Origin of the sequence: Streptomyces sp. NPDC057474 (genome assembly GCF_042802555.1) — a bacterium.
Taxonomy (GTDB): Bacteria; Actinomycetota; Actinomycetes; order Streptomycetales; family Streptomycetaceae; genus Streptomyces.
Genome location: NZ_JBHVDX010000270.1, coordinates 1 through 11,960, shown reverse-complemented (window position 1 = coordinate 11,960; position 11,960 = coordinate 1). Strand labels below are relative to the sequence as shown.

Below are 11,960 nucleotides of genomic sequence, written 5' to 3'. Positions count from 1 at the left end.
CACCCGTGGTGCCGAGCCCCTACCTGGAAGGCGTGTGTCTAGTAGACCGGCTTGCTCGGCTCGATCTGGTTGACCCAGCCGATCACGCCGCCGCCGACGTGGACCGCGTCGGCGAAGCCCGCCGACTTCAGGACCGCAAGGACTTCCGCACTGCGGACACCTGTCTTGCAGTGCAGGACGATCTTCTTGTCCTGCGGGAGGGACTCCAGGGCTGTGCCCATGAGGAACTCGTTCTTCGGGATCAGCTTGGCACCCGGGATGGAGACGATCTCGTACTCGTTGATCTCGCGGACGTCGATGATCTCGATGTTCTCGCCGTCGTCGATCCACTCCTTGAGCTGCTTGGGAGTGATCGTCGAACCGGCGGCCGCCTCCTGGGCCTCCTCGGACACGACGCCGCAGAAGGCCTCGTAGTCGATGAGCTCGGTGACGGTGGGGTTCTCGCCGCAGACCGCGCAGTCGGGGTCCTTGCGGACCTTGACCTGGCGGTACTGCATCTCCAGGGCGTCGTAGATCATCAGGCGGCCGACCAGCGGCTCGCCCGTGCCGGTGAGGACCTTGATGGCCTCGGTGACCTGGATGGAGCCGATGGACGCGCACAGCACACCGAGGACGCCGCCCTCGGCGCACGAGGGGACCATGCCCGGCGGCGGGGGCTCCGGGTAGAGGCAGCGGTAGCAGGGGCCGTGCTCGGACCAGAAGACCGAGGCCTGGCCGTCGAAGCGGTAGATCGAGCCCCAGACGTAGGGCTTGTTCAGCAGCACGGCCGCGTCGTTGACCAGGTAGCGGGTCGCGAAGTTGTCCGTGCCGTCCACGATCAGGTCGTACTGACTGAAGATGTCCATCACGTTCTCGGCCTCGAGCCGCTCTTCGTGGAGGATCACATTCACGTACGGGTTGATGCCGACGACGGAGTCGCGCGCGGACTCGGCCTTGGAGCGGCCGATGTCGGCCTGGCTGTGAATGATCTGGCGCTGCAGGTTCGACTCGTCGACCTCGTCGAACTCCACGATGCCGAGCGTCCCGACGCCCGCCGCGGCCAGGTACATCAGCGCCGGCGAGCCCAGGCCGCCGGCGCCCACACAGAGCACCTTGGCGTTCTTCAGCCGCTTCTGCCCGTCCATCCCGACATCGGGGATGATCAGGTGGCGGGAGTACCTGCGGACCTCGTCTACGGTGAGCTCGGAAGCGGGCTCGACCAGGGGTGGCAGCGACACGGGGACTCCGTTGGTCGGTCAATCACTACAGTTGTTCTCCCCGTAACACTGCCACGCCCTTTTTCATTCCGAGACACCCGTTCCAACCAGCGAGACGATTTCGTCCCAGTAGCCGGGCATCGTCTCCCAGGGGTCGATCCGACCTCCGTGGTCCGTGCGGTCGGTGAAGTAGATCGTGGCGGCGCCCTGCCAGCGGGCGATGCGCAGCGCCTCGTCGAGGTGGCCGCGCGGGACACCATGGACGAAGTGGCAGAAGCGCTCGGGCGGATGGTCTGCGGTCCACTCGGCCACCTGCGACCAGCGGTAGTCGCTCCAGGGCCCGGAGAAGGTCACCAACTGGTCGGCGGGCTCGACGTATCCGGGATACGGGTGGGTGCCGTGGCCGAGGACGATGTGGCCGCCGCCGAGGAGCGCTCGGAGCGTGGTGACCGTGCGACTGGTCTCGGGAAGGGCGCTGCGCTCGGTGGGGCAGCGGTCCAGGAGGAAGCCGTCGATCTGGTACCAGTCGAGATAGCGGCGTGCGTCGGAGGCGATCTCGGCGAAGGCGCGCGCCCCGTAGGTCACGTCCAGGTGGCCGAGAACCCGCACGCCCGCGTTCCGCAGCCGTCCAGCGGCTTCCAGGCAGTGGGGGTCGGGGCGGGTCCCGGGGCCGTCGGAGACGTTCAGGACGACCCAGTGCAGAGGGGTTCCGGGGCGAGCGAGTTCGCCCCATTCCAGTGGGGCGACGAGGGGGTGGGCATAGCCGGGGATGCCGAAGCCGAGGCTTAAGCCGGTACTCGCGATGCCGGACGGGGCGGGGGTCAGATACGGCATGCCGCCTCCATCCAGATGTCGGCGAGGGACTCCTCGAGGTTGATCCGGGGCCGCCAGCCGAGCCGGTCGCGGGCGGTACGCACATCGGCCTGCTGCCAGCTGCCGCAGCCGTCCGGGTAGGGGTAGGAGACGGGGGCGGCGTGGTCCGGTTCGGGACGGGGGTGACCGATGGTCGGCCTGATGGGGCCGGGTGGGGCGTCGAGTTCATGGAGGGCGCCGCCGTAGCCGGCGACGCGGGCGAGGACGGCTGCGGCGTCGCGGAGGCGCACGGCGCGGCCCGAGCCGATGTTGATCACACCCTGGGCTGCGGAGAGCGAGGCGGCGTGGACGGCACGGGCGACATCGCGCACGTCGACGAAGTCGCGCTGGACGCCGAGGCCGCCGAGCTTGAGTTCGCCGTCGCCCGACTGCATGGCGCGGCGCATGGCTTCGGCGAGGCGGCCGAGCGGGGAGCCGGCTGGCGTGCCGGGTCCGGCGGGCGAGAAGACGCGGAGGACCACGGCGTCCAGGCCGGAGCCGAGGACGAGTTCGGTGGCGGCGAGCTTGCTCACGCCGTACGGGCCGCCGGGGCGGGGCACGGCGTCCTCGGCGGTGGAGGAGCCGGGCTGGCTGGGCCCGTACTCGGCGCCGCAGCCGAGTTGCACCAGGCGTGCCCCGCAGCCGCTGCGGCGCAGGGCCTCGCAGACGGTGGCGACGGCGACTGTGTTGTGCCGGGTGAGTTCGCGGGCGCCGCCGCGGGTGGCTCCGGCGCAGTTGACGACGACTCCGGGGTGGACGGCGTCCAGGAAGCGGGTGAGCGCGCCGGGGCTGCCGCTGGCGAGGTCGAACCGTACGTCGGCGTCGTCGCCGCGGCCGAGCGCGGTGAGCTGTACGGCCGGGTCGGCCAACAGTCGTTCGGCGACGAAGCGGCCGAGATATCCGTTGGCTCCGATCAGCAGGACCCTCATCGGGCGGCTCCCGGGGCGGGTTCTCCGGTTCGGGAGGTGATCATCTGGCGTTCTCCTTATGGGGTGGTGCCGTGGGTGATGAGGTGGGCCGCGGTGTCGGCCCCGCGGGAGGGGACGCCCGGGACGGAAGTCCCGCGCATCGGTCGGGCTCGGCCTTCGCACGGCGGTGTGCGGCGTGCGAAGGCCGAGGTGGGTCAGGTCGCCCCGGAGGGCAGGGCGTGGGCCGAGGCCCGGGTCAGCGTGCGGGTGGCGTGGACGAGCAGGACGAGCGCGGCGGCGCCGCACACGAGGGCGGGGACGGCCCCGGGCCCCCACGCGTCGGCGACGGTCTCGACGGGGACGGCCAGAAAGGAACAGCCTGGCAGGCGGCCCGCGAAGACCGTGCCCAACGCGAGCGCCTCGGCCAGTGCGGCTGTGCTGAGGGCGACGGCCGGGGCGTGGGTGAACCCGTGCGCGCTGAGGAGACGGGCGAGCAGGAGGAGCGCGCCGAGGGCACCGGCGCCGACGTACCCGGCGGGCTCGTCCAGCACCGCGCCGCACAGTGCGAGCAGGGCGGTCAGGGCACAGAGGTGGAGTACGAAGACGCCGAGGATCAGGGGCTTCACGGAGTCGGCGAACTCCGCGAGGCCTCGGCTGGCGGCGAGTTTGCGGCGGGCGCGTACGGAGAGGAGGTGGGCGCACCAGACGGCGGGGGCACAGGACAGGGCGAGCGCGAGTACGGGCGCGACCGCCAGGGCCCAGAGCCCGTGGGGGCCGCCTTCCAGACCGGCGGCGAGCAGGCCGTCGCCGAGGAGGGCATACGCGATCAGCCAGCAGGTCCAGGCGCGGGTACGGCCCACCGCGCCGGAGGGGGCGCGCAGGGGGCCGCGGTCGAGGGCCACGCGGAGGCCGAGCGCCACCGCGAGGGCGCCGAGGGCGGCGGCCGCGAGGCGGGGTTGGCCGTCGGTGAGCCGTACTCCGACGACGGCCGCCGCGCACAGGGCGCCCGGCAGGAGGGCGAGCACGGCCCATCCACCGCGTGCGCCGGGCGCACTCGGCATCGGCTCGCGCTCAGTGGATTCCTCCCCGTCACGCGACACGCGCGCGTACATCTCCTCGGCGAGCGAGAACACGTCCCGGTGCCGGAAGCGGGCAGCCGTACGGTCGGTCACGCCGTGCGCCTCCAGCCCGGCGGCGATCTCCAAGGGGTCCACCGCCCGCTCACAGAGTTCCCGGTGCCGGTGCATCAGTGCCTTCACGGGGTCGACGGCGCCTCGTCGGGGGGCGGGCTTGGGCGAGGCTGCGGCGGGGCCGTCGTCCACCGGCCGGGGCGTGGGGTCGGGTGGGGCGACGAGGTCCTGTGATGCCAGGAGGTCGGGCGAAGTCATGGCACCCAGCGGTGGCTTCGGACCGGGCGAGCCCTTGGCACCGGGCGCACCCGACACCTCTCCCGGACCCGGTTCGCCCGAGGGCTCCCCCAGACCCCACGCGCTCGCCCCGACCAACCCACCCGGCCCGTCCGCGCGGCGCAGTCCGTCCGCGCGGTCCCGTACGTCCGAGCGCTCCACCCCATCGAACCCATCCAGCCCGTCCAGCCCGTCCAGCCCGTCCAGCCCATCAAGCCCGTCCAACCGCAGCTCGCTCATCGCGCCCCCTCCTCGGCAGGCACCGGCTCCCCGGCCGCCGTGCCCGGAGACCTCTCCGTGGCCCGGAGTGGATCCGACGCCGAAGCCGAAGCCGTGACAGGTGCCGACACCGGAGCCGAAGCCGTGCCTGCTGCCGACGCCGGAGCCTGGCCAGGTGCAGGACCCTGTGCCGGGCCAGGTGGATAACCCGGCGCCCAGCCAGCTGGAGGACCCCCTGCCGAACCCGGTGCTGAACCCAATGCCGGCGTCGTCACCGGCACCGGTGCCGTGGCCCGTGCGGGCGTCGTCGTACGCACAGGCGTGCCTTGGGCCCAGCGCGGCCTGCCGGCGGCAACCCCGCCGAGACCCGCGATACCGGCGACCCCCGCAACCCCTGCAACCCCTGCCACACCGGCGATTCCCGTGACCCCGGCGCCCCCAAGGCCGCCCGCCACCCGCCGGGACTCGGTCCAGCGGCCGGGCACGTGGGCCTCGGCGGGTGCTCCGAAGGGCAGGGGTTCGCCGGTGCCGTCCAGGACGACCTTGCGTACCGGGGTGTGGGAGACGACCTCGAGGTAGATGCCACGAAATGCCGCGACGTTCTGCTCGACCGTGAAGAGTTCGAGGGCACGTGCGCGGGCGGCCGCGCCCAGGCGCGCGCGGCGCTCGGGTTCTCGCAGGAGCGCCACGCACGCTTCGGCGAGCGCCCGCGGATTGCGTGGCGGGACGACGAGCCCGGTGCCGCCGATGACCTCCACGACCGCGCCCACGTCGGTGGAGACCGTCGGCCGGGCGCAGAACATGGCCTCGACCAGGCTGATCGGAAAGCCCTCGACGACGCTGGACAGCACGACCACCGCACCCGCCGCGTAGGCTTCGGCCAGGTCGGGGACGGCCGGGTCGCCGAGTTCCTCGAAGGAGACGGGGTTGTCGCCGACCGCGTGGATGCCGTCCGCCTCGTCGGGGAAGAGCTGCGCGGCCAGAGCCTTGCAATGGCCCAGATAGGCAGCCGCCTCGGCCCCCGCTGCCGCTCCGACGAGCCTGAGCCGCGCCTTGGGCTCCGCCCGGCGGATCTCGGCGAAGGCGTGCAGCAGCGAGATCAGATCCTTGGCGGGCTCGATGCGGCCGACCCACACCAGCGTGTGCGGATCCGCGCGCTCCGGCGACTCGCCCACCTCCGCGAAGCGGGCGGCGTCCATGCCCGGGTAGACCGTCCGGATCCTGGCGCGGTCGGCTCCGCAGCGCTCCTGCCAGCGCCGGGCGTGGGTGTTGCCGGGGGTGAGGCAGGCGGCCTGTCGATAGACCTCGGCGGTCAGCCGCCGATGGAAGGCCGCGAGCAACGCGCGCACCGGCGCCTTTCCGGAGGCCCCGAGGTAGTGCGCCCGCAGCGGCACGCCGTACTCGGTGACCAGCAGCGGCACCCCGTGGAAGTGACGGGCCAGCAGCCCGGGCAACGCGGCCGAGCCGCCCGCCGCCGCGTGGCACAGGTCGACCGAGCCGAGCCCGTCGTCCTGGTACCAGTCGAGCGAGAGGGGGCGCAGGGCTCGTTCGAGATGTGAGGCGACCGTCAGCAGATCCGGTACGCGAGCCTCGCGCGCCCCTCGCAGTGCGCCAGGCGCACGACAAGCGCGCTCCAGTGTGCGCACGGCGACCTCTGAGCGCAGGGCGCCGACCAGTCCGCCCTCGTCACGGGCCAGTTCGGCAAGCCCGTACAACGCGTAGCCGAAACGGTCCGCCTCTGCATCGGAAACCCCCTCGGAGGCTTTCCCGACCTCACCGACCTCACCAACCCCGTCGGCCCCGCCAACCCCGCCAACCCCATCGGCCCTGCAGACCTCACGGACTCCGCCGACCCCGGAAGTCTCCGCCCCACCGAGCAACCCGGTCACACCGGCCATACCGGCCGCCCCGCCCGCTCCCCCCGAGCACACCGCCGCCGCCAGCTCGCCGTACGCCTCCGCGAAGCGCCTGCGCGCCCGGCGTCCGTGGACGACCCCGTCGTCCTCGGCCGTCCACAGCGGGGCCGTACGGACCCGGCTGACCTGTGGCGGCAGCGGGATCCAACCCTCGTCGTCCTGCCGCTCGCTCCGGCTGAGCGCGTAGAGGTCGAACTCGTGTCGCTCCAGCCCACGTACGAGTCGGTCGCACCAGAGCCTGGCGTCACCGCTCACATACGGATAGCCACCCTCCGTAAGCAGTCCGATGCGCACGCGCGCACCCCCGATCTCCCGTTTGAGGAGCCGCCGTTCACGGCGGCTCGCAGCGGGACGAACGTATGCGGACAAGGCGGTGGTGCGACGGACGGTTGTCCATCGCACCACCAAAAGGGGTGAACGGTCGTAACTTTCCCTAGCGGGACGCGTTTTGTCGCGCTAGGGGTTCACTCGATCACGCTCCGCAAGATCACCGTGCGGGCTACGGTCAACTCCCGGGGTACGGCCAGGGATTGGCCTTGCACGTGATCCCGTCGTGCGTCAGGAACTTGCTCTGCTGCTGCATGACGGGCGCGAGTTCGCCGTCCTTGTCGCAGGTCACATGGCTGTAGCCGAGGCGGTGGCCGATCTCGTGGTTGATCAGCATCTGCCGGTACGCAAGGATCTGATCGCCGTACGTCTCCGAGCCCTGGGCCCAGCGGTACGCGTTGATCATCACGCGCTCGGTGGCGGCCGAATCACAGGACACGTTGTCCACGGTCGTGTCGAGCCCCGACTTGGCGCACCAGGTCGCGGTGGTTCCCGGGCTGGCCAGCGTGATCACGAAGTCGGGGGTCCCCGAGGAGATCCGCTCGAACGTACGGCCGCCGCTGTGGGCCCAACTCCGGTCGTCGTTCAGCGTCTTCTGCACGGCCTCGGCGAACAGCTCGGCGTCCAGCCCGAGTCCCTTCTCGACATCGACACGGTAGCGGTACTTCTGTCCCGCCCCCGGCGCCTTGTCGAAGCCCTTGACCCCCTCGAACTTCCCGCCACCCTCCAGATCCGCGGCGAGCGCGTACTTCTTGCCCATCTTCTGGTCGTACGACAGCGGGGTCGCGCTCGGGCTCGGCGAACCGGGCGGTGTGGGCCGGTTGTCGCTGCGCGAGGCGTCGCGCACATCACGCTCACCGGCGTCGGCGGCCTGCGACTGCGTGGCGGTGCCATCCTGTCCGCCGACCATCTGCCCGCCCGCGACGACCGCCAACACGGTCGTGACCGCGGCGGCCGCGATCCCGGCGAACGCCGCCCGCCCCTTACCCTTCGACGTCTCAGCGACCTCGGGCCCATCGCGCGGAGGCTGCTCGTGCAACCCCTCCTGCGGCAGCGGCTCCTCTTGCAGCGGCTTCTCTTCGAGAGCCACCTCGACCCGGCCGTCGGCATCCGCATCCGGCGCGGCACGGTGTGTCTGACCGGGCTCGAAGACGTCGTCGACCTCGTCGAAGGCGTCCAGATAGGTCTGGCGGGGGCCACCGGGGGGCATGGTCTCCTGCCGCTGCCGGGGAATGGGGATGCGGCGGCCGGAACGCTCCGGAGGTCCGCCGTACGGGGCGCCGGGGGGTGCCGCCTCGTCCGGCACACCATACGGGGCCCCCGCAGGAGCCCCTTGCGCCACGCCGGGTCCGGCACCCGTCCGGCGCCCACCACCCAAGCGCCCCCAGCCCCCGCCCGCTTCACGCTGCTCGGGGTGCCCACCCGGACTCGGCGGATAGCCGCGGGCCGGGGTGCCGTCCGGGAGCCGGGGGAAGCCGTGGGCGGGCGTGCCGTCGGGGAGACGCGGCATCCCGTGCGCCGGGATGCCGTCAGGAAGGCGGGGAAAGCCGTGCGCCGGAGTGCCGTCGGCGAAACGGGGAAAGGCGTGCGCCGGGGTGCCATCGGGCAGACGCGGGAGACCTTGTGCGGGGGTGCCGTCGGGGAAACGTGGACCCTGCTGCCCAGGCACATCTCCGGTGAACCTCGGCATCCCCCGGCCCGGAGGCATCCCCTGGCCCGGAGTCCCGTCGTACCTGCGGGGCGACGGGGTTCCGCCCTGCGGCGCCCCAGCCTGCGCCGCCGGCGCAGAGGCGCTCCTGGCGCCCCGAGAAGCCGGTCCGCCGGCGCCCGGGACTCCCTGGGCCTCCGGTGCTCGCGGCGCCGCGGGTCCGAGGTCGCCCGTCCCGGCGGCCATCGCCGTCCGGGCTGCCCTTATATCGGTTGTGTCGCCTTTCGGCGCCCGCCCCTTGCGGCTGTGCCGTCCCACGCCGCGCCTCAGCTCCCCACGCCGGGAGAGCGCGATGGAGGCCCTTCGGTGGCCGATTCGTCACCGTCGGCGGCAGCCGAGCCGCCTCCGGCCACCGGACCACCCTCCCTCGAAGCATCGACCGAAGCGCCGACCGAAGCCGAAGCAACAGCCGCAGCACCAGCACCAGCACCAGCACCAGCACCAGCACCAGGCGAACTCACCCAAGCCGAAGGCGAATCCGCATCCAGATCCCAGTCCCCCGGCCCCGAACCCATCGACGCCGGATCCGCCCCGACACCCGACTGCCGCGTATCCGCGAGCAGTTCACGGAACGCGGCGGCGACCGCCTCCGGGTACTCCATCATCGCCACATGCCCCGCGTCCGGCAGGGAGACGAGGCGGGAGTCGCGGAAGGAGCGGGCAGCACGCTGGGCCATACGGTAGCCGACGAGTTGGTCGCGGCGGCCGTAGACGAGAAGGGTCGGGGCGAGGACACGCTCGGCCTGACGCCAGAGCGAGTGCTGCCCGCCCAGGGTGTACGCGTCCACGAGCCCGCGGGCGGAACGCGTCAACGCGTCCCACATGTAGGGCAGTTGGAGGCGCCGTTCCATTTCCTCCACGGCGTTGCGGAAGCCCTCGTCCGTCACGCGGCCGGGGTCGCCGTAACAGAGCGCCATGACGCCCCGTACGCGCTGCTCGGCGCTCCAGCCCTTGGTGAAACGGGTGAAGAGCGCCGGCATGCCCGGCAGGGCGAGCATCCCGGTCGGCACGGCGGTCCGCTGCACGCGGAGCTCCGGCAGGGCGGGCGACACGAGGGTCAGGGTGCGGACGAGATCGGGGCGCACGGCGGCGACGCGGGTCGTGATCGCGCCGCCGAGGGAGTTGCCGAAGAGGTGGACGGGGCCGCGCCCGGCGGCGTCGAGGTGACGGATGACCGCGCGCGCGTGTCCCGTGACGGAGTAGTTGCCGTCGTCCGGCGGCGGCGAGTCGCCGAAGCCGGGCAGATCGAGCGCCTCGCCGTCCACGAGCTCGTCGAGCAGCGGCATCAGCGCGGACCAGTTCTGCGAGGAACCGCCCAGGCCGTGCACGTACAGGGCGGGCGGCAGCCCTTCGCGCGCCGGCGGTCTCGACCGCACCGACAGCGTGATCCCCGGCAGCCGGACCGACCGCAGCCGCTCCCCGGGCGCCACGCGCACGGCACTCGCCTTCGGCGACGCGGTGGCGGTCAGCAGGGACGGCAGCTCGGTCGAAGACATGCGGGCAATGTTACGAGACGATCACGCGGTGGCTCATGTGTTCGCCGTCACAGATCACGCCACAAATCGGCCACTTGTCATGGGGTACGGGGTGAGGACCACTCGCCGCCGGACCGCGCCGGACCGCATAGCGCCACGATCGCCCGACTCCTAGGCTCGTAAACAGGGCATCCGGGCTCGCGAAGAGGGCACCCGTACGTGGCCCCCGCCACCTCCGGGGACGTTCCGGCGGCGCCAGGGCAGCACCAGGAAGGGGAACCCACGATGGCTGTCGACCCGACCGATCCCGACACCTTCGCCGAGGAGGACTCCGTGGCGTTCGACGACGTCGAAACCCCCGAGGCCGATGCCGCCGAGCAGCACACGGAGGTCGCCCAGAACCGGGACGACCCGTTGACCGACGCCGACCCGAGCACCGCCAACGAGGCCGACCTGGCGGAACAGGCCCGCGTGGTCTCCCTCGACGAGGACGACTACCGGTAACCGCTCGACGAGGACGCCTACGGGTATCCCGGCCCTCGCCGACGTGAGTACCGGTAACCCGACCCTCACCGACGCGACTCCGTGAGACTGTCGGTAACCCGACCCTCACCAGGGACGACGACTGGTGACGTGAAAGGCGACGATCGGTGACGAGAAAGGGCTTCCTTCTGCCCGCCATGCCCCTTTTTGGCATGGTCCGAGGCACTTTCCCCGCCGTCCGGTCCGTGAAATTCTGCGCTCGCACCGCGCACACCAGGGTTACCGAAAAGTACGATGGCGGCGCGGCGCACACCGCATGTGGACGATCTTGGGAGGCGGCGTGACAGCCATCGAGCAGACAGAGGCGGCGCGCCCGCGGGGCACACGCCTGCCGCGCCGAGCCCGACGGAACCAGTTGCTGGGCGCCGCCCAGGAAGTCTTCGTGGCCCAGGGCTACCACTCGGCCGCGATGGACGACATCGCCGAGCGCGCCGGAGTCAGCAAGCCGGTGCTCTACCAGCACTTCCCCGGCAAGCTCGACCTCTACCTGGCCCTGCTGGACCAGCACTGCGAGTCCCTCATCCAGGCCGTACGCAGCGCGCTCGCGTCGACGACCGACAACAAGCAGCGCGTCCGGGCCACGATGGACGCCTACTTCGCGTACGTCGAGGACGAGGGCGGCGCCTTCCGGCTGGTCTTCGAGTCGGACCTGACGAACGAGCCCGCCGTGCGCGAGCGCGTGGACAAGGTCACCAACGAGTGCGCCGAGGCCATCTGCGACGTCATCGCCGAGGACACCGGCCTCTCGCGCGCGGAGTCGATGCTCCTCGCCTCGGGCCTGGGCGGTCTCTCCCAGGTGGTGGCGCGCTCCTGGCTGCACAGCGACCGCAGCGTCCCGCGCGAGCAGGCGGTCCAGCTGCTGGCCTCGCTGGCCTGGCGCGGTATCGCGGGCTTCCCCCTGCACGGCATCGACCAGCACTGATCGACGGCGCTGATCGACGACACCGACCGTGCGACCCCGGGCCGGCCGCCGCGATACGGCCCTGGTCCGGGGTTTTGTTCCCATGTTCTGTTCGCTCCTGGCGTTCTCATGCGGAGCGTGTACATCCCCTCACCGGGCTAATGTGTGCTGCGTACGGCGCGGAAGCCCGCGCATTTCACTGACCGTCGGAGGGACATAGCCGTGGAGGTCAAGATCGGCGTGCAGCACGCGCCCCGCGAGATCGTTCTGGAGAGCGGTCAGAGTGCCGAGGAGGTCGAGCGTGCCGTTGCCGAGGCGCTCACCGGCAAGTCGGCGCTGCTGAGCCTCACGGACGAGCACGGCCGCAAGGTCCTGATCCCGGCCGACCGTCTCGCTTACGTCGACATCGGCGAGTCGGCGGTCCGCAAGGTGGGCTTCAGCGCGCTGTAGTCAAAGGCACAAAGTAAAAGGCACAAGAGGCATAGGGATGGGGCCCGGCGGTGTCAAAC

The 11,960-nt window shown here is 71.8% G+C and carries 10 protein-coding genes; 3 read left to right on the top strand and 7 right to left on the bottom strand.

Annotated features, from left to right (window positions below):
- Positions 1-38: 38 nt before the first annotated feature.
- The 7 genes from moeZ to ACFU53_RS42045 form a co-directional block, all read right to left on the bottom strand.
- A complete protein-coding gene (gene moeZ / locus ACFU53_RS42075) occupies positions 39-1,217 on the bottom strand; it encodes an adenylyltransferase/sulfurtransferase MoeZ (protein ID WP_384005038.1) in 1,179 nt (392 codons plus the stop codon).
- 63 nt (positions 1,218-1,280) lie between these two features.
- The gene (locus ACFU53_RS42070) at positions 1,281-2,030 is read right to left on the bottom strand and encodes a spherulation-specific family 4 protein (protein ID WP_384005036.1); all 750 of its coding nucleotides are present in this window, start codon (positions 2,028-2,030) and stop codon (positions 1,281-1,283) included.
- Positions 2,018-2,977 carry an NAD-dependent epimerase/dehydratase family protein gene (locus tag ACFU53_RS42065; RefSeq protein ID WP_384005034.1) on the bottom strand — a complete coding sequence of 320 codons (960 nt, stop codon included), beginning with the start codon at positions 2,975-2,977 and terminating at the stop codon, positions 2,018-2,020. Before ACFU53_RS42065 ends, ACFU53_RS42070 begins: the two co-directional genes overlap by 13 nt.
- Before the next feature lie 194 nt (positions 2,978-3,171).
- The gene (locus tag ACFU53_RS42060) at positions 3,172-4,602 is read right to left on the bottom strand and encodes a hypothetical protein (protein ID WP_384005032.1); all 1,431 of its coding nucleotides are present in this window, start codon (positions 4,600-4,602) and stop codon (positions 3,172-3,174) included.
- Positions 4,599-6,791, bottom strand: coding sequence for a DUF3492 domain-containing protein (locus tag ACFU53_RS42055; RefSeq protein WP_384005030.1), 2,193 nt, complete (start codon positions 6,789-6,791; stop codon positions 4,599-4,601). Before ACFU53_RS42055 ends, ACFU53_RS42060 begins: the two co-directional genes overlap by 4 nt.
- 211 nt (positions 6,792-7,002) lie before the next feature.
- The gene (locus ACFU53_RS42050) at positions 7,003-8,034 is read right to left on the bottom strand and encodes a DUF3152 domain-containing protein (protein ID WP_384005040.1); all 1,032 of its coding nucleotides are present in this window, start codon (positions 8,032-8,034) and stop codon (positions 7,003-7,005) included.
- Positions 8,035-8,798: 764 nt separating this feature from the next.
- Positions 8,799-10,028, bottom strand: a complete 1,230-nt coding sequence (locus ACFU53_RS42045) for an alpha/beta fold hydrolase (protein ID WP_384005028.1) — start codon at positions 10,026-10,028, stop codon at positions 8,799-8,801.
- A gap of 264 nt (positions 10,029-10,292) precedes the next feature.
- On the opposite strand from ACFU53_RS42045, the gene ACFU53_RS42040 reads away from it, so the two are divergent.
- The 3 genes from ACFU53_RS42040 (at position 10,293) to ACFU53_RS42030 (ending at position 11,901) form a co-directional block, all read left to right on the top strand.
- Entirely contained in the window at positions 10,293-10,511 is a 219-nt protein-coding gene (locus ACFU53_RS42040; protein WP_384005026.1) for a hypothetical protein, read from the top strand.
- Between the two features lie 319 nt (positions 10,512-10,830).
- Complete coding sequence (locus tag ACFU53_RS42035; protein ID WP_316725964.1) at positions 10,831-11,472, top strand: TetR/AcrR family transcriptional regulator; 642 nt, start codon at positions 10,831-10,833, stop codon at positions 11,470-11,472.
- 201 nt (positions 11,473-11,673) lie between these two features.
- Complete coding sequence (locus ACFU53_RS42030) at positions 11,674-11,901, top strand: DUF3107 domain-containing protein (RefSeq protein WP_005480533.1); 228 nt, start codon at positions 11,674-11,676, stop codon at positions 11,899-11,901.
- Positions 11,902-11,960: the final 59 nt, after the last annotated feature.

Coding starts and splice junctions, on each gene's coding strand:
- ACFU53_RS42070 (WP_384005036.1), bottom strand. CDS start 2,030: ATGCCGTATCTGACCCCCGCCCCGTCCGGCATCGCGAGTACCGGCTTA.
- ACFU53_RS42065 (WP_384005034.1), bottom strand. CDS start 2,977: ATGAGGGTCCTGCTGATCGGAGCCAACGGATATCTCGGCCGCTTCGTC.
- ACFU53_RS42060 (WP_384005032.1), bottom strand. CDS start 4,602: ATGAGCGAGCTGCGGTTGGACGGGCTTGATGGGCTGGACGGGCTGGAC.
- ACFU53_RS42050 (WP_384005040.1), bottom strand. CDS start 8,034: ATGCCCCCCGGTGGCCCCCGCCAGACCTATCTGGACGCCTTCGACGAG.
- ACFU53_RS42045 (WP_384005028.1), bottom strand. CDS start 10,028: ATGTCTTCGACCGAGCTGCCGTCCCTGCTGACCGCCACCGCGTCGCCG.
- ACFU53_RS42040 (WP_384005026.1), top strand. CDS start 10,293: ATGGCTGTCGACCCGACCGATCCCGACACCTTCGCCGAGGAGGACTCC.